Below are 24,611 nucleotides of genomic sequence, written 5' to 3'. Positions count from 1 at the left end.
CGTGCGCATCGTCTTCGCGGGCACGCCCGCCGTCACCCTGCCGGCCCTCGAGGCCCTGGAGAAGTCGCGGCACGAGCTGGTCGCGGTCGTGACCCGGCCGGACGCGCCGTCCGGACGCGGCCGCCGGATGGTCCGCTCGCACGCCGCCGCCTGGGCCGACGAGCGCCGCATCGAGGTGCTCACCCCGGCCAAGCCGCGCGAGCCGGAGTTCCTGGAGCGGCTGACCGCGCTCGCGCCCGACTGCGTGCCGGTCGTGGCGTACGGCGCGCTGGTCCCGCCGGTCGCGCTGGAGATCCCGAAACACGGCTGGATCAACCTGCACTTCTCGCTGCTTCCCGCGTGGCGCGGCGCCGCGCCCGTGCAGCACGCGGTGCTGCACGGCGACGAGGTGACCGGCGCCAGCGTGTTCCAGCTGGAGGCCGGCCTGGACACCGGACCGGTCTTCGGCACGGTCACCGACGAGATCCGGGCCGCCGACACCTCCGGTGACCTGCTCGACCGGCTCGCCGAGTCCGGCGCCGGGCTGCTCGTCGCGGTGCTGGACGCGATCGAGGCCGGCACCGCGCGCGCGGAGCCGCAGCCGGCCGGCGGCGTCTCGCTCGCCCCGAAGATCAGCGTCGAGGACGCGCAGGTCCGATGGGCCGAGCCGGCGTTCGCGGTGGACCGGCGGATCCGGGCGTGCACGCCGGCGCCGGGCGCGTGGACCACGTTTCGCGAGGAGCGGGTGAAGCTCGGGCCGGTCGTGCCCGTGCCGGACGGGCCACCGCTCGAACCCGGTGATCTGCTGGTCGAGCGCAAGCGGGTGCTGGCCGGAACCGCGACCACACCGGTCGCGCTGGGTGAGGTGCGCGCGGCCGGCAAGAAGCCGATGCCGGCCACCGACTGGGCGCGCGGCGTCCGGGTCGAGACGGGGGAGTCCTTCGCATGAGCAGCCCTGACCGGCCCGACTTCGGCGCCTCCGAGCGCCCCCGCCGCACCGACTCCGACCGCCCGCGCCGCACCGACGCTGACCGGCCGCAGCGTGCCGGTGGCGGCTTCGGATCCGCCGAGCGCCCCCGGCGTACCGACGGCGGCTCTGGATCTGTGTCTGGATCTTCCGATCGGCATCAGGCGGACCGGCCGCACAACGCCGGACGCCCGCGTCGCTCCGACGGACCCGGCGACGGGCGTGGCCGGGACCGCGATTCGCACGGCGGCGGTCGTGCCCCGCGCGGTGGCCGCCCGCCGTCCGACCCGGCCCGGCAGGCCGCCTACGAGGCGATCGCGGCCGTGCACCGCGACGACGCGTACGCCAACCTGGTCCTGCCGCAGATCCTGACGGAGATGCGGCTGTTCGGCCGGGACGCCGCGTTCGCGACCGAGCTGACCTACGGCACGCTGCGCCTGGTCGGCACGCTCGACCTGATCATCAAGGAGGCCGCGGGCCGCGACGTCGAGCGGATCGACCCGCCGGCCCGCGACGCCATGCGGCTCGGCGCCTACCAGCTGCTGCACACCCGCGTCCCCGCGCACGCCGCGGTCGCCACCACGGTCGACCTGGTCCGTTCCGTCGCGCCCGGCGCGGCCGGCTTCGCCAACGCGGTGCTGCGCCAGATCACCACGAAGAACTGGGACGAGTGGATCACCGAGATCGCGCCGTCCCGTGACGAGGATCCGATCGGGAACCTGTCCGTCACGCACGCGCACCCGCCGTGGATCGTCCGCGCGTTCGCCGAGTCGCTCGGCAACGACATGGCCGAGACCGCCCGGGCGCTCGCCGAGGACAACGAGCGCCCGCCGGTGCACCTGTGCGCCCGCCCCGGCCGCGCCGACGCGGTCACGCTCGCCGACGAGCTCGGCGGCGCCCCCGGCGCGTTCTCGCCGTACGCGGTCTACCTGCCCGGCGGCGCCCCCGGCGACCTGTCCGCGCTGGCCGAGGGCCGCGTCCACGTCCAGGACGAGGGCTCCCAGCTCGTCGCCACGGCCCTTTCCCAAGCCCCCCTCGAGGGTACGGATGAAAGCTGGCTGGACCTCTGCGCCGGCCCGGGCGGCAAGGCCGGACTGCTGGGCGCGCTCGCGGCCGAGCGCGGCGCGCGCGTCACCGCGGTCGAGGTCGCGGAGCACCGCGCCCGCCTGGTCGCGAACGCCACCCGCGGCCTGCCGGTCACCACGATCGTCGCGGACGGCCGGACCGCCGGCACCGGTGAGCTGCCCGCCGCCTCGTTCGACCGGATCCTGGTCGACGCGCCGTGCACCGGCCTCGGCTCGCTGCGCCGCCGCCCCGAGTCCCGCTGGCGCCGCAAGCCCACCGACCTGCCCCCGCTCACCAGCCTGCAGCGCGAGTTGCTGGTCGCCGCGCTGAAGGCGGTCCGGCCGGGTGGCGTCGTGGCCTACGTGACGTGCTCCCCGCACGTGGTGGAGACGCGGGTGACGGTCACCGAGGCGGCCCGCCGCTCCAAGCTCCCGGTCGACTTCGTCGACGCGCGCCCGCTGATGCCCGAGGGCATGCCCGGTCTCGGCCCCGGCCCCACCGTCCAGCTCTGGCCCCACCGCCACGGCACCGACGCCATGTTCCTGGCGATACTGCGCCGTACGGCCTGACCGCCGCCGCCCGATCCAGGCGTCCCCCACGCGTTCGGCGATCCGGGGGCGCCGGATCCCGGTGGTCAGGAGACAGGGGACCCGACGAGGGTGATCAGCATGTCTGATCCGCGTGCCGAATTCGAGGACGCGCTGAACCGAATCGAGAGCGACGCCGAGGATCTGGCCGTCGCGCGTAGCGGCGGGGTGCCGGTGGTGGTCATGCTCAAGCACGACTACGACGCGTGGCGCGAGGCGGAACACCTGGGCGGGGGAGTCGTGCCGACCGTACCGCGTGGGACGGCCGGCGCCGGCGCTGATCAGCCGTAGGCCGGCACCCGGATGACCGTCGCGCTCGTCGTCGCGCCGGCCGCCGGCGGTGACGGAGGGACCACGGCCACATACGCCGGGTTTCACCCGTCGGACGCATCCGGTACCGGCGGCAGGACCGGGCACGCGCCGCCGGCCGAGCCCGGAGTGGCCGCCGGAAGCTCCACCCCGCCGGAGTCCGGCAGCGCGCGGATCGGGGCGGACCCGCCGGAGAGCCGGCCGCCGTCCCGGCCGTTGGCGGCCGCGACCACCTCGGCGAGGATCGACAGCGCGGTCTCCGCGATCGAGCCGCCACCGAGGTCGAGGCCGGCCGGGCCGGCCAGGCGGTCCAGGCCCGGCGTCCCGGCCAGGCGGGCGAGCCGCCGCCGGTGCGTCTCCCGGCTGCCGAGCGCCCCGACGTACCCCGCGGCGCCGTCCAGTGCGGCGCGCAGCGCCCGGTCGTCGATCCGCGGGTCGTGGGTGATCGCGACGACCGCGTCCGCGGCCGACGGCGGGTGCGCGGCCAGCCACGTGTCCGGCCAGGCCCGGACCACCGCGCCGGCGCCGGGGAACATCTCCGGCCGGGCGTGGCTCTCCCGCGGGTCGACGATCTGCACCCGCCGTCCCGCGGCCCGGCCGAGCACCGCGAGCGAGGCCGCGAGGTCGGTGGCCCCGGCGACGACCAGGCGCGGTCCGGGCCGCAGCGTCTCGGTGAACCCTTCGCCCGGCCCGATGCGCCACGTCCAGGGGGCGGCGAGCTCCACCCCGACCGTGACCGGGCGGTCCGCGGCCAGCGCCGCGCCGATCGCCGCGTGCACCGCGGGCGGCGGTGCCGGCACGATCAGCACGTGCAGCACGCCGTCGCACGCCGGTGCCGCCTCCCACGGCATCAGGTGCTCTCCGGGACTGACCGTGACGAGCCGCGGCTCGCCGCCGCCGAGCACCGCGCGGGCCTCGTCGAGCACGACGCCCTCGACGCAGCCGCCGGAGACCGAACCGGTCCAGGCGCCGCCGGCCGCGATCGCCATGGTGGCGCCGACCGGCCGGGAGCCGGGCCCGTCCCGGCGGACCAGCCGGGCCAGCACCACGCGCTCGCCCGCGTGCGCGGCGAGGAACGGCCACACCTCGGTCAGCATCGCGTTTGGCCCCCGTCCGGCCGGTCCGGAGCCGGGACCGCCGGTCTGCTGATGAAGAACACGAACCCTCCACTGTGCGTCGGGAGACAGCTGCCGTCTCCGAGCCTGCGCCGCCGTTCCGCCGGTAACCAGGACCCACCGATCCCCCGATCAGCCGCCGCCCGCCGGTAACGAGGACCCCTCCGATCAGCCGCCGCCCTCGGCGCGCAGCAGGTCGCGGAGCAGCCGGGCGACCCGGCCCATCGCGGCCTCGGCCGCCGGCTGCACCACGGCCGGGACCCGCGACTCGGTGAGCGCCACGATCGCGAAGAGCGCGCCGTCCGCGTGCTCGACCACGCCCATCTCGTGCCGCATGGTCAGCACCGTGCCGGTCTTCGACGACCACCGGGCCGCGTCCGAGGCCAGGTCCGGCGCGAGACGCTGCCGGTGCACGGTGTCGCCGAGCAGCTCGCGGACCCGGGCGGCGACCGGCGGCGCGATCGCGGACGGTGTCCACAGGGCTTCGAGCAGGTCCGCGAACGCGCGCGCGGACCCGGCGTTCGTCCGGCTCACGTCCAGTTGCGGGATCGGATGGCCCTGCCCGGACGTGGCGGCGCCGATCGCGAGCGCGTGCGCGAGCGGCGGTGCCAGCTGCTCCGCCGGCGTCTCGGACAGGTCACGGATGCCGTGCCGGACCGCGATCCCGTCCAGCCCCAGCCGCCGCAGCTCGTCCCGCACCGCACCCGGCGGGACCAGCGCGAAGAGTGCGTCCGCGGCCGCACCGTCGCTGATCGACACGGCCAGGTAGAGCAGGTCCTCGATCGCGATCGTGGCCGCGTGCCGGAACTTCATCAGGCCCGGCGGCCCCGGCGCGTCCACCCGGTCCGGCGGCACCGTCACCGGCCTCGTCAGGTCCAGCTCGCCGCGCGCGGCCGCCTCCAGCACCGCGACCGCGAGCGGCACCTTGACCAGCGACGCGGCCGGGAACACCGCGTCCTGGCCGATGCCCAGCTCCTCGCCGGTGCGCAGGTCACGCACCAGGAAACCGCCGCGCAGCCCGGCGTCGTCCAGCACCGCCCGCGCCTCCCGGAACACCCTCGCGGTGCTCATGAAATCCCCAGACAGTGCCCCACGGGTACGTGCAACAGTGTGCGCAGCGCGGTCAGCTCCGCGCGCGGCCCGGCCGTCACGTCGTAGCCGCGGGCGGTGTCCAGGTCGGCCGCCGGTGCCCAGCGCAGCCCCAGGTCCGCGGCCTGCGCGGCGGAGCAGAGCAGCAGGTCGTCGCCGGACAGCGCCTCCGCGGCCGCCTCCACCAGCGAGCCGGCCGGCACGATCTGCGCCGGGCGCAGGCCGGTCGCGGCACCGGCCCGGATCACCCGGTCCCGCACGTGCGGAACGTCGTCCTCCGGCTGGATCCAGAGTCTCCGTCCCGTACCCCCGGGATCGGCCTTCGCCGGTCTGAGATTCTCGACGTGCGTCACCGGTTCGGCGACCGCGGCCAGGCCCAGGGGCACGACCCACACCCCGACATCCGGCGGTACGGCGATCAGCGCGGCCCCGTCCGCACGCTCCACGGTGGACAGTTCCAGGTGCAGGCCGTGTGTGCGGGCCGCCGCGACCAGCCGGGCCAGCGCGGCCGGCGGGCAGATCGCGGGCACGGTCAGCCGGAACGGGCGTCGCCGGGCCCGTTCCGCGTCCAGCTCGAGCGTGTCGGCGAGCCGGATCAGGCGCTGCGCGGCCGGCAGCAGCCCGGCGCCGAACGGGGTGAGCGTGACCGTGCGTGACGACCGGTCCAGCAGCGCGCCGCCGAGGTGCTCCTCCAGCGCGGAGACGCGCCGGGACGCGACGGACTGCGGGATGTGCAGCGCGGCGGCGCCGACCGTGAAGCTGCCGTGGCGGGCGACCGCCACGAACGCGCGGCTGGCCACGACGAGGTCCATGACCGGTCACTATGCCAGAACAGCATGAGGCGCGCCGATTCCGTCTTCGACAGCATGGGAGGGCTCTGCCAGGGTCGAGCTGTCCGTTTCGTACCCACGAAAAGGGGTTGGTCTTGAAGGTCCTGAAGATCGTGACGGCCGCGGTCGCGGTGCTCGCGCTGACACCGGCGGCGGCCTCCGCGAGCAGCATCTACCAGCGGCTGGAGCAGCGGTACGACGCGCGACTCGGCGTCTACGCGGTGGACACCGGCAGCGGCAGGACGGTCACGTTCCGGCCGGACGAGCGGTTCGCCTACGCGTCCACGTTCAAGGCGCTCGCCGCGGCCGCGGTGCTGGACCGCACCACGGACGCGCAGTTGCAGCGCGTGATCCGGTACACGGCCGCGGACCTGGTCGACTACTCGCCGGTCACGGAGCTGCACGTGGACGAGGGCATGACGCTCGCCGCGATCGCCGAGGCTGCGATCACGGTCAGTGACAACACGGCCGGCAACCTGCTCTTCCGCGAGCTGGGTGGCCCGGACGGCCTGGAGCGGGCGCTGCGCGCGATCGGCGACCGCACCACCTCGGCCGACCGGATCGAGACCGAGCTGAACACCGCGATCCCGGGCGACCGGCGGGACACCAGCACGCCGCGCGCGCTCGCCACCGACCTGCGCGCCTACGCGCTCGGCGGCGAACTGTGCCGCGCCGACCGGGAGCAGCTGAACGCCTGGCTGCGCGCGAACACCACCGGCGGCGAGACGATCCGCGCGGGCGTGCCGGCCGGCTGGGTGGTCGGCGACAAGACCGGCTCCGGCGGGTACGGCACGCGCAACGACATCGCGGTCCTCTGGCCCCCGTCCGGCGCCCCGATCGTGCTCGCCGTGCTCTCCACCCGCGACACCGCGGACGCCACCTACGACAACGCGCTGCTCGCGGACGCGGCCGCCGCGGTCGTGGACCGATTCGGCTACTGACAGGGGGGCGCCGCCCGGCCCTCCGTGCGAGGGCCGGGCGGCGACGAGTCACCGGATGCGGAACTCGCAGCCCGCGGCCGGCCGGTGAGGTTCAGGTGCGTGACGATCCTGCCGCCGGCCGAGGTGATGAAGCGCGGTGGCCGGCTTCCATCCGTTTTCGAGGGAGACCCGCCACCCGGTCAGTCCGCCAGCTCGTAGCGGATCGGCAGCGCGCGGAGACCGCCGATGAACGTGGTGTCGGTGGATACGGCGTCGCCGTCGAGCGTGACCGACTCCAGGCGGGGGATGAGGCGGCGGAAGAACGTGCGCATCTCCATCCGGGCCAGCGCCGCGCCCATGCAGTGGTGCGGGCCGAAGCCGAACGCCAGGTGGTTCGCCGCGTTCGGGCGGGCCACGTCGAACGCGTCCGGGTCCGGGAACTTCTTCGGGTCCCGGTTGGCCGCGGTGAACGACAGCAGCAGCCAGTCACCGGCCGCGATGTCCACGTCGCCGACCCGGGTGTCCGCGGTCGCGGTGCGCATCATGTGCCGCACCGGCGAGGAGAAGCGCACCATCTCGTCGACCGCGGAGTCGATCAGGTCCGGGTTGCGCCGCAGCCGGGCCAGCTGATCCGGGTTCGTGGCCAGCGCCCACATGCCGCCGGTCAGCGCCTTCGCGGTCGACTCGTAGCCGGAGGTGGCCACCATCATGTGGTAGCTGACCGCCTCGACCTCGCCGATCAGCTCGCCGCCGACCGTGCCGTTCGAGACCGCGCTGGCCAGGTCGCCGGTCGGGCTCTCCCGCCGGGCCGCGGTCAGCGCGAGCATGTAGCCGAACAGGTTCATCAGCACCTGCGCGTCACCGTCCCGGGCGAAGAAATCCTGGGTCAGCGCGATGACCCGCGGATACTCCGCCTCCGGCAGACCCATCAATTCCAGGATCACCTTCAGCGGGTACGGCTGCGCCACGTCCGCCGCGAAGTCGGACCGGCCGCCCAGCGTCTCCAGCGTGGCCAGCGCCTCGCCGGCCAGATCGTCCAGCCGCAGCTGCAACGACGCGAGGCTGGCCGGCCGGAACCAGTCGTTGCCGAGACGGCGGTAGGCGGCGTGTTCGGCGCCGTTCATGTGGATCAGCGTGCGCGGTGCCGGTCCGGCCGCCCGCTGCGCGTCCAGGTCGGCCCGGCTCATCACCCACGGCTGCGCCGCGTTCGGGAACAGCTCCGGGCGGCGCTCGATCTCCATCACCTCGGCGTGCCCGACGACCGCCCAGAACGGGTCGAACCCGTCCGCGGTCACCCGGTGGATCGGCGCCCGGGTACGCAGGTCCGCGACCTCGCGGTGCCAGGCGGCCATGTCGGCGTATCGGTCTGGATTCGTGAACACGTCGGTCATCCCGCCCCCAAAGGCGAACATCATGATCTGTCGCGGTCCGGAAGAGATCCTGCTCGACATGGAGATTGAGATCAATCCTTGTCCATCCGAAGAGGACGGTCCTAGAATCGCGCGCGCCCATGAGCCGCGGACGGGTCCGGATGCTGATCGGGCGCTCAGCGAGGACGATCGCTGTGAGGTAATGGCACCGGGGGTGACGCGGATGATCGGGCGCGATCGGGAGCTCGCGGCGGTGCGCCGCCTGCTGGACCGGGCCGCGGCCGGGACCGGCGGCCACCTCGTCGTCACCGGACCGGCGGGCGCGGGCCGGACCGCGCTCGCCGACGCGGCCGCGAGCGAGGCACGGGCCCGCGGCCTGACCATCACGAGGATCGACGGCGGGCAGCCGGACTGGGACGCGGTGCCGGACCCGGGCGGCCGTCCCGGCCTGCTCGTGCTCGACGACCTCGACCGGGCCGGCCCCAGCGCGGTCGCGAATCTGCACCACCACGCGCCCCGCCTGCCGTCCGGCGCCACCGCGATCCTCGCCACCGTCACGACCACGCACCTCGCGCCTTCTCAGCCCGCGTCGCCTGGTCTCGCGTCGTCTGGTCTCGCGTCGTCTGGTCGCGCGTCGTCTGGTCGCGCGTCGCCTGGTCGCGCGTCGCCTGGTCTCGCGTCGGCGGGTCTCGCGTCGATTCGTCTCGCGCCGCTCGGCGAGGCGGACCTGAGCCGGCTCGTGCCGGACCTGCCGCCGGACGCGGTGCACGCGCTCTGGCTGGCCTCCGCCGGCTGGCCGGGCGTGGCGCTCGACCTCGCCGCCGGTCTCGACCCAGCCGGCCATGCGCTGGTGGAACTGGCACTCGGCACGGCGTCTCGGGCCGATTTCCTGGCACAGGACGCGGCGCTGATCCGACTGCTGGAGACCGCCGCTGCCCGCGACCCGGCGCCGGAACCGGCGGCTTCCATCCGGGATCCGGCAGGGGCGGTGGCTGCCCCGTGGGATTCGGCGGGAGCGTCGGTCCCCGTGCGGGATTCGGTGGGGGTGTCGGTTCCCGTGCGGGATTCGGCGGGGCCGGTGGTTCCCGTGCGGGATCCGGCGGGGCCGGTGGTTTCCGGCCAGGGGCGCGTGGGACCCGCGGTTTCCGGTGGGAGGCCGGCGCCCGAGTCGGTGGCCGCGGCGCGCGATCCGGGGCCGGCGGTCGTGCGGGCGCGGGTGCTGGCCCGGCTGGCGCGGGAACTGCTCGGCGACCCGTCGGCCGCGTCCCGGCGCCGCGCGCTGATCGACGAGGCCACCGCGCTCGCCCGGGTCGCGGGAGACCCCGCGGCAACGGCCGAGGTGCTCGACTGCCGGCTGCACGCGCTCTGGGATCCGGCCGCGGCCGGGGAACGGCTCGCCGCCGGTGCCGAGATCGTCGGCCTGGCCCGCGCGGCCGGCCACGGCGAGCTGGAGCGGCGCGGCCTGTTCTGGCGATTCACCGCACTGGCCGAGCTGGGCGACCTGGACGCGGCCGAGGCCGCGCTCGCCGGATACGCCCGCGCCGGCGAACTGGACGGCGACCCGGCCGCCACGGTCGTGGTGCGCGCCCGGCAGGCGCTGCTGGCCATCGTGCGCGGGCGATTCGTACCCGCGGAGATGTTGATCCTGGAGGTTGCGGCTCTCGGCCACCGGGCCGGGCTCGCGGACACGGACCGGCTCACCGCGTCGCTGCGCGGCCGGCTCGCGCTGCTGCGCGGCACCCCGGACGGGCACGCGGAGTCGCTGCTGGAGCTGGCGAGACGGCTGCCGGGGCAGTTCTTCGAGGCGACCGCGGCCCGGGTCCTGGCCGAGTCCGGCCGCGACGACGAGGCCCTGCTCGAACTCGACCGGCTGCTGCCCGCGGTGCTTTCCGGAACCGGCCCGCGCTGGCTCGGCGCGGTCGCGGACCTCGCCTTCGTCGCCTCGCGTGGCGGCCCGCTGCCCGCGGCCGCGGCGCTCTACGACGCGCTCACGCCGTACACCGGCCGCCTGGTGGTCTGGGGCGGCGCCAACATGATCACCGGCCCGGTCGACGAGTACCTCGGCCGTCTGGCGACCCGGCTCGGGCGGCCCGCCGAGGCGAACCTCTACCTGGACCGGGCGATCGCGCTCGCGGAGCGGCTCGGAGCCCTCCCATGGCTCGCCTCCGCGCTGACCGCCCGCGCCCGCCCCGGCGACGCGCTCCGCGCTCACGAGATCAACCACCGGCTCGGCCTGCGCGGCACCGACCGGACCGCTTCGGCCGAGGTCGGCGGGAGCGGGCCGGTCGATGCTCGCGAGGGTGACCGCGGGCTCGGTCCGCGCGGCTCCCACCGGATCGCCTCGGCCGGCGCGGGCGGTGATACTCCAGGGGGCGACCGCGACACGGGTCCGTCCGGTGTGGAGTGGCGGCTGGTGCGGGACGGGGGCGACTGGTGGCTGGCGGCGGGTGCGGAGACCGCGCGGGTGCGGGACAGCCTCGGCATGCGGCACCTCCGGGCGCTGCTCGCCGCGCCGGGCCGGGAGATCGCCGCGCTGGATCTGGCCGCGGGTGGCGCCGGGCTGCGCCCGCCGGCCGCCGAACCGGTGCTCGACGACGAGGGCCGCGCGACCTTCCGGCGGCGGCTCACCGCGATCGACGACGAACTGGCCGCGGCCGACCGGACCGGTGACGTGGACGCGGCGACCAGGCTGACCGCGGAACGGGCCGCGCTGCTGGTCCAGCTGCGCCGGGCGGCCGGGCTCGGCGGGCGGCCGCGCCGGCAGAGCCCGGAGGCGGAGCGGGCCCGGGTCGGCGTCACCCGCGCGCTGCGCACGGCGATCGCCCGGATCGAGACGGTCGCGCCGCTGGCCGGTGCACACCTGCGGGCCTCGGTCCGGACCGGCGCGTACCCCCGGTATCAGCCGGTCGCCGGCGGACCCGCCCGCTGGCGGGTGTGATCCAGGCGACGTACGGATCGTACGGCCCGGTGTTACGCCCTCCGGGCATGACGATCTTCGACGAGCTCGCCGGCGCGCTGACCGGCACGGACGGCGACCGGCCTCCGCTGCTGCTGATCCACGGCCTCACGTTCGACCGGCGGCAGTGGGATCCGCTGCTGCGCGAGCTGCCCGGCCGGCGCGCGCTCGCGCTCGACCTGCCCGGCCACGGCGAGTCACCGCGCCGGGCCGGTTACCGCGCCGCCGAGGTCATCGACCTGCTCCATCGATCGGCGGTCGCGGCCGGGCTGGACGCGCCGATCGTGGTCGGCCACTCGCTCGGCGCGGTGCTCGCGACCGGCTACGCGGCCCGTTTCCCGGCCCGCGGCGTGCTGAACCTGGACCAGCCGCTGCTGCTCGGCCCGTTCGGCGAGCACGTGCGCCGGTCCGCGCCGATGCTGCGCGACGACCGCTGGCGCCGCGTCTGGGACGGCCTGCTGGCGGGCATGGGCGTCGAGGCGCTGCCGGAGGAGGGCCGCCGGCTCGTGGAGTCCTGCGAGCCCCGTGCCGACCAGCTGCTCGACCACTGGGGCGAGATCCTGGAGCTGCCGGACGAGGTGCTGGCCGCCCGGGTCCGCGACGAGCTGGCCGCGATCGACGCGCACGACATCCCCTACCGCTGGGTGACCGGCCACGAGCCACCGGCCGCCTACCGGGCCTGGTTCGCCTCGGCCGCGCCCCGGGCGGAGACCGTGCTGCTGCCCGGCGGCCACTTCCCGCACCTCTCCCACCCGGCGGCGATCGCCACACTTCTCACGGACTGAGCCGCACGCCGGCCACGAACGGGCGCCGGCCGGCTGGCGTGCGGTCGGCGGCCGGTTACGGCCGGAGCCCCGTGAGCAGCGTCTCGACCAGCGCGGTGGCGAACGCCTCCGCGTCGCCGGTGTCGGTGAAGTTGCCGAGGAACGCGCGCTGGAACGCGGCGCCGAGCAGCAGGCCGGCCGCGGCCGCCGGGTCCGCGCCGGCCGCCACCCGGCCGAGCCGTCGCTCCGCCGCGAGGTAGGCGGCCAGCGCCTCCACCGGCACCTGCGGGCCGGAGTCACGTTCGCGCAGCCGGGTCCGGTGCGCGGCGAACAGCGCCGGGTCGGAGAAGAGCGAGCCGGCCATCGGGAAGCCGTGCTCGTAGAAGTCGACGGCGGCCAGCACGACCTCGCGCAGCACCGCCGCGACCGGCTCCGCACCCACCCGGCCGGGCAGCCCGCCGAGGACCGCGACCAGCGTGGTCGGGCCGCGCTCGCCGAGCACCGCGAGGAAGATGTCGGTCTTGTCGCGGAAGTGCTTGTAGAGCGCGGCCTCGGACAGCCCGGCGGCCAGCGCGATCTCCCTGGTGGTCGCGCGGGCCAGCCCGCGGTCCCGGATGACGCCGGCGGCGGCGGTGACGATGCGGTCGCGCGTGCTCACGAATTCTGCTCCTTGACGCGGGGTGAGTGTTCACTAACCATAGTGGTTAGTAAGCACTCACTAACCAGGGAGCCGCCATGAAACTCACCGTCCTCGGCGCGACCGGTGGCACCGGCGTCCAGGTGCTGCGGCGCGCGGCCGCGGCCGGTCACGACGTCACCGCCGTGGTCCGCGACCCGTCCCGCCTGCCTTCGGACCTGTCCGGCCTGACCGTCGTCACCGCGAACGCGATGGACCCGGACGCGATCGGCGACGCGATCTCCGGGCGGGACGCGGTCGTCTCCGCCATGGGCCCGCGCGAGGGCCGCGCGCCGACCACGGTGTGCGCGGACAGCGCGGCCGCGATCGTCACCGCGATGCGCCGGCACGGCGTGCGCCGCCTGGCCGTGGTCAGCAACAGCGGCATGCACGTCGACAACCAGGACGGACCCTTCACGCGGTACGTGGTGAAGCCGATCCTGAAGCGCGTGCTCGCCCATGCGTACGCGGACATGCGGCGGATGGAGGACCTGGTCGCGGCGACCGGCCTGGACTGGACGATCGTCCGCCCGCCGATGCTCACCGACGGCGCGCACACCGGCCGCTACCGCACGGAGCTGGGCCGGAACGTCCGCGGCGGCAACCGGATCTCCCGCGCCGACCTCGCCGACGCGCTGCTGCGCTGCCTGGCCGACCCGCGGACCGTCCGCACCACGGTCGCGGTCGCGAATTGACCCTCGCGAATTGACCCTCGCGAATTGACCCGGCGGCCACCGGCGGTTCACGTGCCGGGGAACCACCGCATCATGCTGGTCTACCTGCTCTGCGCCCTCGCGCTCAGCGGCGGCGCGACCTGGACCGTGCTGAACGGCTCGGTCTCCGCCTCCCCGCGCCGCAACCGCCGCCTCGCCGGCTGGCTGCTGGCCGCGACCGCCGCGGTCTGGCTCGCCGGCCTTCTCCCGGTCGTATTCGGCCTCACCTGATCCACCCCACCTCGACGGCCGAATGGGACTAGCCTCCTAGGAAACCACCGACGCGGTGTCCGACCGCGCGATCAGGGCGTCCCCCTGTCGTTCCAGCGACAGGGGGCCGCCCTGATCACTGTCGCGAGCCGTTGTCGCGAGCCGTTGTCGCGAGCCGGCGAACCAGCGGACCGGTGCGGACTCCATCTCCGCGCGCAGCTGCGCCTGGGCGGCCAGCGCGACGCGCGGTACCGCGCCGAACGAGCCGTGGTTGAGGTGGAGCGTCCCGGCGGACAGCGGCCAATCGGCGTTCATCGGCTCCCGTACCCAGTAGAATGTTACAAGTCTGATCATGCTTAGGCGGCGTACCCTCGTGGTGTCAAGGTTGTTGCTTCTCGAACTTCTCTCCGCTGAATCTGTTCTGCTCGGTAGGGGCATGTGACATATTACTGGCGTGTCCCATCGTCAGAAGGTCGTCATCGTCGGGGCCGGCATCGTCGGCGCTGCGATCGCGCGCGTGCTCGCCCGCTCCGGCGCCGACGTGGTCGTCGCCGACCGTGGCCCGAGCGCGGGCGGCACGTCCTCCGGCGGCGAGGGCAACATCCTGGTCTCCGACAAGGGCCCGGGCGCGGAGCTGCGGCTCACCCAGCGCACGCTCTCCGCATGGGCGCGGGTCCGGGCCGAGCTGCGGGCCGAACTGCCGGACGGCTTTCCCGACCTGGAGTTCGAGCACAAGGGAGGCCTGGTCGCCGCGACGACGACCGCGGGCGCGACCGCGTTGCTGGCCTTCGCCGAGTCGCAGCGCGCGGCCGGCGTGATCGCGGAGGTCGTCGACGACGCCCGCGCGCACGAGCTGGAACCCGACCTCACCCGTGACCTCACCGCCGCCGTCCTCTATCCGCAGGACGCCCAGGTCCAGCCCGTGATCGCGACCGAGGCGCTGCTCGCGTCCGCCCGCCGGCACGGCGCCCGCGTGCTCCAGGGCGTCGAGGTCCTCGGCCCGGTCCTTTCCGGACAGACCATCACGGGGGTACGGACGGCGGCCGGCACGCTGCCCGCCGACGCCGTGGTGATCGCGGCCGGGCCGTGGTCCGGCGAGGTCGCGGCGCGCTTCGGCGTGCCGCTGCCGGTCCGCCCGCGCCGCGGCACCGTGCTGGTCACCTCGCGGATGCGGCAGCGCGTGTTCCACAAGGTCTACGACGCGGACTACGTCGGCGCGGTCGGCTCCGGCGCGGCCGACCTGATGGTGTCCAGCGTGGTCGAGTCGACCGCGGCCGGCACCGTGCTGATCGGCTCCTCGCGCGAGCGCCGCGGCTTCGACGACCGGATCGAGGCTCGCGTGCTGGCCGCGCTCGCCGCGAAGGCGCTGCTGCTGTTCCCGTTCCTGGCGGACGTGCCGGTGATGCGGGCGTACGGCGGGTTCCGCCCGTTCGTCCCCGACCACCTGCCGGTGATCGGCGCGGACCCGCGCCGCCCCGGCCTGTGGCACGCCACCGGCCACGAGGGCGCCGGCATCGGCCTCAGCCTGGCCACGGCCGACCTGCTCCACGACGCGATGCTGGGCCTCGGCGACCCGAACGACGCGCTGCGGGACGAGTTCCGCCTGGACCGCCCCAGCCTGCTGCCGCACCTGGAAGGAGCCGCCGGATGACCGGCCCCTACCGCGTCGCGCCCGCGCACGACCCGGTCGTGCCCGCGGACGGCGGCGCGATCGAGCTGACGGTGGACGGCGAGCCCGTCGCCGGCCGTGCCGGTCAGACGATCGCGGGCGTGCTGCTCGCGTCCGGCCGCCTCTCCTGGCGGACCAGCCCGCGCAGCGGCCGCCCCCGCGGCGTCTTCTGCGGCATCGGCGTCTGCTTCGACTGCCTGATCGTCGTCAACGGCCTCCGTGACGTCCGCGCCTGCCAGCGCCGCGCCACCGACGGCGACGTGATCACCCTCCAGGACGACAGCGGCCTGCTGGCCGCCGTGGTCGCGCCGCGGGAGGACGGCGTTCCGCCGGTCGGCGTGGTCGAGCCGCGGGACGGCAGCGCTCGGCCGGGCGGCGGCGCGGAGCAGGACCATGATCGCTTGATGACGGCCGGTGGAGCCGGAGGCCTGGCCGTCGGCGTGCCGAACGAGCCGGATGTGACCGGTTCCGGCGTGCGCGCGTCGCGGAGCGACGGCGAAGAAGGCCGGGACCAGGGGGAGCAGGCGGACGCCGCTCGTCCCGCTGTTGAGCAGCGGGACAGCCGCGTCGGGAATCCCGGTGCATCGGCGAGCGCGGGAGGCGAGCGGTGACGGAGAGCGTTCCGGTGCTGGTCGTCGGCGGTGGGCCGGCGGGCATGGCGGCGGCGCTGGCCGCGCGGCGGCACGGCGTCCGCGTGGTGCTGGTCGAGGCCGGTGACGATCTCGGTGGGCAGTACTGGCGGCATCTTCCGGCCGAGCGCGCGGGCGCGCGCGAGGAACTGCTGCATCACGGCTGGCAGCGGTTCCTGCGGATGCGGGCGGCGCTGCTGGCGGACGACGGCTGCGAGGTCGTGCTCAACGGGCACGTGTGGTCGGTCGATCGCCGCGACGGTGCTCCGCCGCTGGTCCACGTCGTGGTCGGGCCGCCGGACGGGAGCGGGCGCACGCCGCGCACGTTCGACCCGGCGGCGCTGATCCTCGCGACCGGTGCGCAGGAGCGCACGCTGCCGTTCCCCGGCTGGGACCTGCCCGGCGTGTTCACCGCGGGTGCCGCGCAGGCACTCGCCAAGGGGGAGCGGGTCGCGGTCGGCCGCCGCGTGCTGGTCGCCGGTGCCGGGCCGTTCCTGCTGCCGGTGGTCAGCAGCCTCGTTCGTACCGGCGCGAAGGTCGTGGGTGTGGTCGAGGCCGCCGGACCGCGGCAGCTCGCCCGCGGCTGGGGCGCGCGGCCCTGGCGGCTGCTGTCCGCGAGCGCGAAGGCCGCGGAGTTGGGCGGATATGTGCGGGATCTGGCCGCGAAGCGGATTCCCTATCGGACCGGCGCGGCCGTCGTCGCCGCGCACGGTACCGGCCGGGTCGAGGCCGTCACCGTCGCCGGCCTCGGCCCGGACTGGGCGCCGCGGCCCGGCAGCGAGCGCCGGATCGAGGTCGACGCGGTCTGCGTCAGCCACGGCTTCGTGCCGCGCACCGAGCTGGCCGTGGCCGCGGGCTGCGCGACCGGCCCGGACGGCGCGGTGACGGTCGACGACGGCCAGCGCACGTCGGTGCCCGGCGTGTTCACCGCGGGCGAGCTGACCGGCGTCGGCGGCGTCGACCTGGCGCTCGCCGAGGGTGAGATCGCCGGTGCCGTCGCCGCCGGCCACGACGCGGCGTCGAGCGCGCTGAGGTCCCGCCGGGTGTTCCGGGAGTTCGCCGGGCGGCTGGCCGCCGCGCACCGGATCGGATCCGGCTGGCCGGCCTGGCTGAACGACGGCACCACGGTCTGTCGCTGCGAGGACGTCACCGCCGGTGACCTGCGCCGCGCCGCCCGCCTGACCGAGGCGCGCGGTCTGCGCTCGCTGAAGCTCACCACCCGCGCCGGCCTCGGCATCTGCCAGGGCCGCACCTGCGGCCGCACGGTCGAGGAGCTCCTCGCCGCCACCGGCCCCGGCCTGCTCGACACCGGCCGCACCGCCCAGCGCCCGATCGCCATCCCGATCCGCCTCGCCGAACTCGCCGCGACGGCTGCCGTGCCCGCGACGGCTGCCGTGCCCGCGACGGCAGCCGTGGCGGAACCGGCGACGACGGCAGCAGGCGGCGCGGACCGCGAATCGCGCACCCAGACCGACCGAGACGGCAGCGTTGCCGGGAATGTCCGTACGGGACCACAGGAGGACCGTTCATGAGTTCCGCACCGATCGATCTGCGCGGAGTCATCGTCGCGACCGCGTTGCCGTTCAAGGAGAACGCGTCGGCGCCGGCGGGGCTGGAGGTGGACTACGACCGCTTCGCGGAGCACTGTGACTGGCTGATCAGCAACGGGTGCCGGGGTGTGGGGCCGAACGGATCGCTGGGGGAGTACTCCGCGCTCACCGACGCGGAGCGGCGCAAGGTGGTGCAGGTCGCGGTGGCGGCCGTGGCCGGGCGCGGCGTCGTCGTGGCCGGCGTGCACGGGCCGGGCTGGCACCAGGCCAGGCACTGGGCGGAGCTGGCGGCGGAGGACGGCGCGGACGGCGTGCTGGCGCTGCCGCCGACCATGTACCGGGCGAGTGACGCGCAGGTCGTCGAGCACTTCAGCAAGATCGACGAGGTCGGCCTGCCGATCATGATTTACAACAACCCGATCGACACCAAGGTGGACCTGGTGCCGCGCCTGGTCGCGGAGATCGCCCAGCTGGCGAACGTATCCGCGATCAAGGAGTTCAGCGGCGACGTCCGCCGGCTCTTCGAGATCAGAGAACTGTGCGACATCGACGTGGTCGCGGGCGCGGACGACGTGCTGTTCGAGCTGATGGTGGACGGCGCGGCAGGCTGGTTCGCCGGCTTCCCGAACGCGTTCCCGGCCGAGTCCGTCGAGATCTACGACCTGATGATCGCCGGTAGGGTCGCGGAGGCCCGTGAGCTGTACAAGCACCTGGTCGCGGTGTTCCGCTGGGACTCGCGCACCGAGTTCGTCCAGGCGATCAAACTGAGCATGGAGCAGGTCGGCCGGTACGGTGGCCCGTGCCGCCCGCCGCGCGGCCCGCTCACCGAGGCGCACAGCTCCCAGGTCGTCGCGGACATGGCACGCGCGATCAAGGGCCTCGAAGAGTACCGGGCACGCTGATGCGCGCGACGCGGATGTTCCAGGCGGTCGACTCGCACACCGAGGGCATGCCCACGCGGGTGATCACCGGCGGCATGGGCGTGATCCCGGGCGCCACCATGAACGAGCGCCGCCTGCACTTCATCGCGCACCTGGACCACATCCGCAAGCTGCTGGTCAACGAGCCGCGCGGCCACTCCGCCATGTCCGGCGCGATCCTGCAGCCGCCGACCCGCCCGGACGCGGACTTCGGCGTGCTCTACATCGAGGTCTCCGGCTGCCTGCCGATGTGCGGGCACGGCACGATCGGCGTGGCCACGGTGCTGGTCGAGACCGGCATGGTCGAGGTCGTCGAACCACGCACCACGATCCGGCTGGACACCCCGGCCGGCCTGGTGGTCGCGAACGTGGCGGTGAAGGACGGCCGCGCCGAGCACGTCACGCTGGAGAACGTGCCGTCCTACTGCGACCGGCTGGACTCCACGATCGTCGTGCCCGCGCTCGACAGAGAAATCACCTACAGCCTCGCCTTCGGCGGCAACTTCTACGCCATGGTGGACCTCGATGAGATCGACATAAGGTTCGACCGCGCGCACAAGCAGGAGATCCTCACGGCCGGGCTGGCGATCATGGATGCGATCAACACACAGGCCCCACCGAAGCACCCGACGATCGACGGCGTCGACCACTGTCACCACGTGGAGTTCATCGCGCCCGGCTCGGACGCCACACTGTCCCGGCACGCGATGGCGATCCATCCCGGCTGGTTCGACCGGTCGCCGTGCGGCACCGGCACGTCCGCGCGGATGGCGGAGTTGCACGCGCGCGGCGAGCTGCCGCTGCATCAGGACTTCGTCAACGAGTCGTTCATCGGCAGCCGGTTCACGGGCAGACTGATCGGGGAAACCGATGTCGGTGGCCGGCACGCGGTGCTGCCGACGATCACCGGTCGAGCGTGGATCACCGGCTTCGGCCAGTACGTGCTGGACCCGACGGATCCCTATCCGCACGGATTCGAGTTCTGAGGAGACACATGACTGACTCCGAACCGCTGCTCGCGGCCGCCGACTCGGCCCGGCCGGCGATGCGGAAGGCCACCGCGGCCACCCGGGCGGACTGGCTGGACGCGGTCGCGGACGCGCTCGACGCGGCGAAGGACGACCTGGTCGCGCTCGCGCAGGACGAGACGCACCTGCCCGAGGCGCGGCTGACCGGCGAGCTGGGCCGGACCACGTTCCAGGCCCGCCTGTTCGCCGAAGGGCTGCGCGACGGTGAGCTGACGCCGGTCCGGGTGGACCCGGAGGATCCCGGCTGGGGCATGGGCCCGCGTCCCGAGCTGCGCCGCACGCTGGTGCCGATCGGCCCGGTGCTGGTCTTCGCGGCCGGCAACTTCCCGTTCGCGTTCAGCGTGTTCGGCGGCGACACCGTCTCCGCGCTGGCCGCGGGCTGCCCGGTCGTGCTGAAGGCGCATCCCGGTCATCCGCGCCTCTCCCGCCGTACCGCCGAGGTGGTGATCGATGCCTTGGGCGCCGCAGGCGCTCCCGAGGGCGCGTTCGGGCTGCTGGAGGGCGTGGAGGAGTCGATCACCGCGTTGCGCGATCCGCGGATCCGGGCGGCCGGGTTCACCGGGTCGACGGCCGGCGGGCGCGCGCTGTTCGACATCGCGGCCGGCCGCCCGGACCCGATCCCGTTCTACGGGGAGCTGGGCAGCGTCAACCCGGTCGTGGTCACGCCGTCCGCCTGGGCCGAGCGCGGCACGGCGATCGCGGGGGAGTGGGTGGGCTCGCTGACGCTCGGCGCCGGCCAGTTCTGCACGAACCCGGGCGTGGTCCTGGTGCCGGACGCGGACGCGTTCGTCGCCGCGGTCGACCTGCCGGTGCCCGCCCGCATGCTCTCCGAGTCGATGGAGAAGAACCTCGCGGCGCGCGTCGCCGAGGTCGCCGCGCTTCCCGCGGTGCACCCGGCCGCCCAGAGCGACCCCAACGACCAGGGGGTACGTGCGACCGTGCTCGCCGTCCCGGCACCCGAGGTGATGGCGGACCCGCGCGCGCTGGAGGTGGAGATGTTCGGCCCGGCCGGCCTGGTCGTCGGCTACTCGTCGCAGGACGAGCTGGACGCGGTGCTGCGGCTGATCCCCGGCCAGCTCACCGGCACGATCCAGGCGCACAGCACGGACGACGACCCGGTGGCGCAACACGTGGTGAGCGCGCTGGAGGACCGGGCCGGGCGGATCGTCTACAACGCGTGGCCGACCGGCGTGACCGTCTCCGGCGCGCAGCACCACGGCGGTCCGTGGCCGTCCACCACGGCGCCGACCAGCACCTCGGTCGGGCTGGCCGCGATCGCGCGCTGGCAGCGGCCGGTCACCTATCAGGGTGCCCCCGCGTCGGTGCTGCCCCCGGAGCTGCGATAGTCGTGATCGTGCCGACCGCCTATGCGGTCGGCACGATGTGACATTGTATTGTCTCCACACATGGAGGGTGGTCAGGTGAGCTCATCGGTCATCGGCCCGGTGGCCGTCGGGGCGAGCCTGCGCGGCACCGTGGAGGACGCGGTCGCGGCCGCGATCGTCTCCGGCGAGCTGGCCCCCGGCACGCTGGTCACCGCGCCCACGCTGGCCGCCCGGTTCGGTGTCTCCGCCACGCCGGTCCGCGAGGCGATGCTCAACCTGCAGAAACGCGGCTTCGTCGACGCGGTGCGGAACAAGGGTTTCCGGATCACCGACGTCAGCGAGCAGGACCTGTGGGAGATCGTGCGGATCCGGCAGGACCTCGAAGGGCCGCCGATGCGGGACATCGCGCGCACGCTGCAACCGGAGGCCGCGGCCGAGCTGCGGGTCAAGGCGCAGGCGATCGTGGACGCGGCCGCCGTGGCCGACCTGCCGGAGTACCTTGCCGCGGACATGGCGTTCCACCTGCGGTTGCTGGAGTTGCACGGCAACCGCCGGCTGATCGAGATCGTGAAGGACCTGCGCCAGCAGACGCGCATGGTGGGGCTGGCCGACATGATCGGCACGGCCGAGCTGGCCCGGTCCGCGGCCGAGCACCACAGCCTGGTCGACCTGCTCGAGGCGCGCGACGGCCGGGGCGCGGAGACGCTGCTCAGGGCGCACATCGGCCACGTGCTCGGCTGGTGGAACGGCCGAGCCGAGGACTGACCCCGCTCGTCTGGAGACCGTGATCGAGGCGTCATTCACGTCGTTGGAACGACGTGAATGACGCCTCGATCACGTGAGGGTGCCGGTGCGCGCGCTCCACGTGGTGCGGTGCGCGCATGGGGTGGCGCCGGTGATGGCGGGCGAACCCCGGTCTGGCTCCGGGCGGTAAATATTTGCTCGCCATCTCTTCACCGGCGCTGTGTGACATACTACTGTCCTCTCTAGGCGCCGGGGGCACCCGCCGTGACCGTGGTCCGGCAGATCGCGACCCGGGTGGCCGTGAGGACGAACGGCACCGTAGTCGAGACCGGCGACCGGGACACCGTGTTCGGTGAACCTCGCCACGAGTACACGAAGCGCCTGCTCGCGGCCGTCCCCAGGATCAATCCTGAATGGGAGGCCGCGCGGAAGCGAAACGCGGGGGCCGCGCTGGGTCGGGAGGGCCTTCATGAACGAGCGTGCGAGTGAATCATCCGGCTCAGTGCCGGCCACCCCGGAACCGCAACGTGGCGGGAAGTCCGGCATGGTCGAATATCCGATGCCGGGTGCGTGGGTGCGGGAGTTCACCGTCGACGTGCCGCTGGACTGGGACTCCCCGGAGACCGGCACGATCGAGCTGTTCGTCCGCGAGTTCGCCGACCCGGAGCGGAGGCACGACGACCTGCCGCTGCTCACCTATCTTCAGGGCGGTCCCGGCGGCGCGAACCCGCGGTTCACCGGCGTCGACGGGTGGCCGGCCGAGGCGCTGCCGCACTACCGCGTGGTCCTGGTCGACCAGCGCGGCACCGGGCGCAGCTCGCCGATCGACGGCCACGTCATCTCGTCGGTGCCGGACCCCGGCGACTATCTGCTGAAATTCCGGGCGGACTCGATCGTCCGGGATCTGGAGCACGTGCGCCGCACCCGGTACGACGGCCGCCGCTGGGCCACGATCGCGCAGAGCTTCGGCGGCTGGATCACGCTGACCTACCTCTCCACCGCCCCGGAGGCGCTGACCGCGTGTTACGTCTGCGGCGGCATCCCCGGACTCCCGGCCGACCCGGACGAGGTCTACCGGCGCACGTTCGACCGGGCCGCCGCGAAAACCGCGGACTTCTACCGCCGCTACCCGCAGGACGAGGAGACGGCCGGCGCGATCGCGGACCTGCTCGCGCGCGGCGACACGCTGCTGCCGGACGGCTCGCCGCTGTCCGTGCGGCGCTTCCAGACGCTCGGCGGCGACCTCGGTTTCGGCCGCGGCCACCTGCGCCTGCACTGGCTGGTCTCCGAGGCGTTCACCCGCGACGGCCGGCTCACCAACGGGTTCCTGGAGAACGTGCTGGTCAGGACGTCGAACGCGACCAACCCGCTGTTCTGGACACTGCAAGAGACGATCTACGGCGACGGTACGAACGGCCCGTTCCGCTGGTCCGCGCAGCGCGAGCGTGACCGCCGTCCGGAGTTCGCCGAGGACCGCCGGCCGCTGCTGTTCACCTCCGAGATGGCGTTCCCGTGGCTGTTCGAGGAGGTCCGCGCGCTGCGCCCGTTCGCGCCCGCGATGGAACAGCTGGCGGCGGTCTCCGAATGGTCTCCGCTGTACGACCCGGACCGGCTCGCGGCCAACCCGGTGCCGGTCGCGGCCGTGGTCTACCACGACGACCTCTTCGTGGACGAGGGGTTGCAGCGGCAGACGCTCGCGCGGCTCGGCAACGCGACCGCGTGGATCACCAACGAGTTCGAGCACGACGGCATCAACGGCGGCCACACGTTCACCCGCCTGCGCGAGATGGTCCGCGACCGAGGAGGAGAACTGAGATGACCCTGCTCCCCTTCACCGGGACCCGCCCGCCCCGGCTCGCCGACGACAGCCCGGGATTCCTGGCCGGCATCGGGCAGGGCTGGGCCGCGCGGTCCCGGCGCCGGTCGACGTGGCCGCGGCCCGCGCCGCCGCCGCGCACCGCGACCGGCTCAGCGCGGCGCTGCCCGGCGAGCGGGCGTCGTCCGGCTGGTACACCGGCGCGGCCTCGGTTTCCGTCGTCGTCCACGGCGCGGTGGCGTCGGTGGCGCTGACCGGCGCGGCGAGGGTTCGGCGCTCGCGGACGGGCGGCACCTGGTGCGCGCGGAGGTGACCGACCCGGCCGGCCGCGTGGTGCACGCCACCCGGGAGGTGGCGGTGGACACCACGCCGCCCGAGGTCCGGGCGCGAGTGCGGGCGCTGGGACCGCGCACGACGAGGTGACGCTCCACGCGGAGGACGCGTGTCCGGTGTGGACCGGGTGCGGTGGCGGACGCCGGAGACGTTCTGCCACCGGTACCACACCGAGCTCAACGGCAACGTGCGCAGCTACTTCTTCCCGCGGGCCGGCGACAGCACCAGCACCGACCTGATCTACAACATGCTCAACGAGAACGTGACCGCGTCGACCGATCCGATGTGTCGTTGAAACCGGTGTGAAGCGACCAGCCCGGCGGAGTCAGGCGTCCGTGGCGCCCGGGCGGCGGCGCGTCGCAGCCATCGCGACGACGCCGAGCAACCCGCCGGCCACACCGGCGGCCAGGATCGGCGCCACGCGGGGGCGGAGCGCGGCCGGCGCCGGTTCGCCCGGCGGCATGGGTAGTGCGGGTCCGCGGCTGATGGCTGCCTGATATTCCTCGTCCGCGATCTGGGCGAACCGGCGGTGCCGCGGTAGCGACGCGGAGAGCCAGAACGTGCGTGACTCCCGCCAGTGCTCGCGCCCTACCGACCGGAGAAAAAGACCGCGGAAGACCTCGTTCCGCAGCGAGTACTCATTGGTGTGGCCGGTTTCGTAGCCGGATAGCGCAAGGCGTAGTACCAGCGTGACAAATACATAGCGCTTGTATTCGACGAGGCCGAGTCGTTGCGCCTTGTCGCTGAGCACCGGCCCGAAGGTCTCCGGATCCGTCAACACCAGGGACAGTAGCCGTGCATGTGCGTCCGAGATGTCCTGATCGCGTTGTACGACCACGCCATGACTCTGATGTGCGAGTGAGACGGCGACTCCGACGACCGCCAGCACCGAGAAGATCGCCGAGGCGAGGCCGTACGCCTGGCCGATATTGCTCAGTCTCGGCCAGTCCACCTGTAGCCATCGGTCCATGGCCAGCATCACCGCCGGTGAGCCCGCCGCGCACGTGATGCCTGCGACGGCGGCGCACGCCAAGGCCACGGATCTGC

The 24,611-nt window shown here is 74.3% G+C and carries 27 protein-coding genes; 20 read left to right on the top strand and 7 right to left on the bottom strand.

The window, feature by feature from the left end; all coding sequences use genetic code 11:
• Nucleotide 1 precedes the first annotated feature (1 nt).
• The 3 genes from fmt to J2S43_RS22685 all read left to right on the top strand — a co-directional run bounded on the left by fmt (nt 2) and on the right by J2S43_RS22685 (nt 2,889).
• Nucleotides 2–928, top strand: coding sequence for a methionyl-tRNA formyltransferase (fmt, locus tag J2S43_RS22695; protein ID WP_306832346.1), 927 nt, complete (start codon nt 2–4; stop codon nt 926–928).
• A 155-nt stretch (nt 929–1,083) separates the two neighbouring features.
• Nucleotides 1,084–2,580, top strand: coding sequence for an RsmB/NOP family class I SAM-dependent RNA methyltransferase (locus J2S43_RS22690; protein WP_370881774.1), 1,497 nt, complete (start codon nt 1,084–1,086; stop codon nt 2,578–2,580).
• 99 nt (nt 2,581–2,679) lie between these two features.
• Nucleotides 2,680–2,889 (top strand): type II toxin-antitoxin system Phd/YefM family antitoxin, encoded by a 210-nt coding sequence (locus J2S43_RS22685; RefSeq protein ID WP_306832341.1) that lies wholly within the window; start codon nt 2,680–2,682, stop codon nt 2,887–2,889.
• Between the two features lie 83 nt (nt 2,890–2,972).
• On the opposite strand, the gene J2S43_RS22680 is transcribed toward J2S43_RS22685, so the two are convergent.
• The 3 genes from J2S43_RS22680 to J2S43_RS22670 form a co-directional block, all read right to left on the bottom strand.
• Nucleotides 2,973–4,004, bottom strand: a complete 1,032-nt coding sequence (locus J2S43_RS22680; RefSeq protein ID WP_306832339.1) for an XdhC family protein — start codon at nt 4,002–4,004, stop codon at nt 2,973–2,975.
• A 186-nt stretch (nt 4,005–4,190) separates the two neighbouring features.
• Complete coding sequence (locus J2S43_RS22675) at nt 4,191–5,093, bottom strand: serine hydrolase (protein ID WP_306832337.1); 903 nt, start codon at nt 5,091–5,093, stop codon at nt 4,191–4,193.
• Nucleotides 5,090–5,923: a LysR family transcriptional regulator gene (locus J2S43_RS22670; protein ID WP_306832335.1), complete on the bottom strand. Its 834-nt coding sequence runs from the start codon at nt 5,921–5,923 to the stop codon at nt 5,090–5,092. The genes J2S43_RS22675 and J2S43_RS22670 overlap by 4 nt, the downstream gene beginning before the upstream one ends.
• Before the next feature lie 113 nt (nt 5,924–6,036).
• Between J2S43_RS22670 and bla the strand changes: the two genes are divergently transcribed.
• Nucleotides 6,037–6,882 carry a class A beta-lactamase gene (gene bla / locus J2S43_RS22665; protein ID WP_306832334.1) on the top strand — a complete coding sequence of 282 codons (846 nt, stop codon included), beginning with the start codon at nt 6,037–6,039 and terminating at the stop codon, nt 6,880–6,882.
• Nucleotides 6,883–7,061: 179 nt separating this feature from the next.
• Here the strand turns inward: bla and J2S43_RS22660 are convergent, their stop codons facing one another.
• Complete coding sequence (locus tag J2S43_RS22660) at nt 7,062–8,243, bottom strand: cytochrome P450 (protein WP_306832332.1); 1,182 nt, start codon at nt 8,241–8,243, stop codon at nt 7,062–7,064.
• A gap of 211 nt (nt 8,244–8,454) precedes the next feature.
• Here J2S43_RS22660 and J2S43_RS22655 point away from each other — a divergent pair, with 211 nt between their 5' ends.
• A complete protein-coding gene (locus J2S43_RS22655; protein WP_306832330.1) occupies nt 8,455–11,169 on the top strand; it encodes an AAA family ATPase in 2,715 nt (904 codons plus the stop codon).
• 47 nt (nt 11,170–11,216) lie between these two features.
• Nucleotides 11,217–11,972, top strand: coding sequence for an alpha/beta fold hydrolase (locus tag J2S43_RS22650; protein ID WP_306832328.1), 756 nt, complete (start codon nt 11,217–11,219; stop codon nt 11,970–11,972).
• Between the two features lie 55 nt (nt 11,973–12,027).
• Here the strand turns inward: J2S43_RS22650 and J2S43_RS22645 are convergent, their stop codons facing one another.
• Nucleotides 12,028–12,609 carry a TetR/AcrR family transcriptional regulator gene (locus tag J2S43_RS22645; protein ID WP_306832324.1) on the bottom strand — a complete coding sequence of 194 codons (582 nt, stop codon included), beginning with the start codon at nt 12,607–12,609 and terminating at the stop codon, nt 12,028–12,030.
• A 77-nt stretch (nt 12,610–12,686) separates the two neighbouring features.
• On the opposite strand from J2S43_RS22645, the gene J2S43_RS22640 reads away from it, so the two are divergent.
• A complete protein-coding gene (locus J2S43_RS22640; RefSeq protein ID WP_306832322.1) occupies nt 12,687–13,322 on the top strand; it encodes an NAD(P)-dependent oxidoreductase in 636 nt (211 codons plus the stop codon).
• A 72-nt stretch (nt 13,323–13,394) separates the two neighbouring features.
• The gene (locus J2S43_RS22635; RefSeq protein ID WP_306832321.1) at nt 13,395–13,571 is read left to right on the top strand and encodes a hypothetical protein; all 177 of its coding nucleotides are present in this window, start codon (nt 13,395–13,397) and stop codon (nt 13,569–13,571) included.
• A 36-nt stretch (nt 13,572–13,607) separates the two neighbouring features.
• On the opposite strand, the gene J2S43_RS22630 is transcribed toward J2S43_RS22635, so the two are convergent.
• The gene (locus J2S43_RS22630) at nt 13,608–13,865 is read right to left on the bottom strand and encodes a hypothetical protein (RefSeq protein WP_306832319.1); all 258 of its coding nucleotides are present in this window, start codon (nt 13,863–13,865) and stop codon (nt 13,608–13,610) included.
• Between the two features lie 139 nt (nt 13,866–14,004).
• On the opposite strand from J2S43_RS22630, the gene J2S43_RS22625 reads away from it, so the two are divergent.
• From J2S43_RS22625 to J2S43_RS22575, 12 genes are all read left to right on the top strand, one after another.
• Nucleotides 14,005–15,201 carry an NAD(P)/FAD-dependent oxidoreductase gene (locus tag J2S43_RS22625; RefSeq protein WP_306832316.1) on the top strand — a complete coding sequence of 399 codons (1,197 nt, stop codon included), beginning with the start codon at nt 14,005–14,007 and terminating at the stop codon, nt 15,199–15,201.
• Nucleotides 15,198–15,830: a (2Fe-2S)-binding protein gene (locus tag J2S43_RS22620; RefSeq protein WP_306832315.1), complete on the top strand. Its 633-nt coding sequence runs from the start codon at nt 15,198–15,200 to the stop codon at nt 15,828–15,830. The genes J2S43_RS22625 and J2S43_RS22620 overlap by 4 nt, the downstream gene beginning before the upstream one ends.
• The gene (locus J2S43_RS22615) at nt 15,827–17,380 is read left to right on the top strand and encodes an FAD/NAD(P)-dependent oxidoreductase (protein WP_306832312.1); all 1,554 of its coding nucleotides are present in this window, start codon (nt 15,827–15,829) and stop codon (nt 17,378–17,380) included. Before J2S43_RS22620 ends, J2S43_RS22615 begins: the two co-directional genes overlap by 4 nt.
• The gene (locus J2S43_RS22610) at nt 17,377–18,300 is read left to right on the top strand and encodes a dihydrodipicolinate synthase family protein (protein WP_306832310.1); all 924 of its coding nucleotides are present in this window, start codon (nt 17,377–17,379) and stop codon (nt 18,298–18,300) included. The genes J2S43_RS22615 and J2S43_RS22610 overlap by 4 nt, the downstream gene beginning before the upstream one ends.
• Nucleotides 18,300–19,304, top strand: a complete 1,005-nt coding sequence (locus J2S43_RS22605; protein ID WP_306832308.1) for a proline racemase family protein — start codon at nt 18,300–18,302, stop codon at nt 19,302–19,304. Before J2S43_RS22610 ends, J2S43_RS22605 begins: the two co-directional genes overlap by 1 nt.
• Before the next feature lie 8 nt (nt 19,305–19,312).
• Nucleotides 19,313–20,692, top strand: a complete 1,380-nt coding sequence (locus tag J2S43_RS22600) for an aldehyde dehydrogenase (NADP(+)) (protein ID WP_306832306.1) — start codon at nt 19,313–19,315, stop codon at nt 20,690–20,692.
• A 75-nt stretch (nt 20,693–20,767) separates the two neighbouring features.
• Nucleotides 20,768–21,436 carry a GntR family transcriptional regulator gene (locus J2S43_RS22595; RefSeq protein ID WP_306832304.1) on the top strand — a complete coding sequence of 223 codons (669 nt, stop codon included), beginning with the start codon at nt 20,768–20,770 and terminating at the stop codon, nt 21,434–21,436.
• 243 nt (nt 21,437–21,679) lie between these two features.
• On the top strand, nt 21,680–21,904 hold the full coding sequence (locus J2S43_RS42270; protein ID WP_370881649.1) for an ABC transporter ATP-binding protein: 225 nt from the start codon (nt 21,680–21,682) through the stop codon (nt 21,902–21,904).
• Between the two features lie 55 nt (nt 21,905–21,959).
• Nucleotides 21,960–23,234: an alpha/beta fold hydrolase gene (locus J2S43_RS22590; protein ID WP_306832302.1), complete on the top strand. Its 1,275-nt coding sequence runs from the start codon at nt 21,960–21,962 to the stop codon at nt 23,232–23,234.
• Nucleotides 23,235–23,343: 109 nt separating this feature from the next.
• Nucleotides 23,344–23,544, top strand: coding sequence for a hypothetical protein (locus J2S43_RS22585; protein WP_306832300.1), 201 nt, complete (start codon nt 23,344–23,346; stop codon nt 23,542–23,544).
• Entirely contained in the window at nt 23,529–23,654 is a 126-nt protein-coding gene (locus tag J2S43_RS22580) for a hypothetical protein (protein ID WP_306832298.1), read from the top strand. Before J2S43_RS22585 ends, J2S43_RS22580 begins: the two co-directional genes overlap by 16 nt.
• A 19-nt stretch (nt 23,655–23,673) precedes the next feature.
• Entirely contained in the window at nt 23,674–23,859 is a 186-nt protein-coding gene (locus tag J2S43_RS22575; RefSeq protein WP_306832296.1) for a hypothetical protein, read from the top strand.
• Nucleotides 23,860–23,889: 30 nt separating this feature from the next.
• On the opposite strand, the gene J2S43_RS22570 is transcribed toward J2S43_RS22575, so the two are convergent.
• A complete protein-coding gene (locus tag J2S43_RS22570) occupies nt 23,890–24,543 on the bottom strand; it encodes a DUF6082 family protein (protein ID WP_306832295.1) in 654 nt (217 codons plus the stop codon).
• Between the last annotated feature and the right edge of the window lie 68 nt (nt 24,544–24,611).

The sequence above is a fragment of the Catenuloplanes nepalensis genome, assembly GCF_030811575.1.
GTDB classification, from domain to species: Bacteria; Actinomycetota; Actinomycetes; order Mycobacteriales; family Micromonosporaceae; genus Catenuloplanes; species Catenuloplanes nepalensis.
The sequence above is the reverse complement of the archived record's forward strand: the minus strand, read 5'-3'. Positions and strand labels throughout refer to the sequence as shown.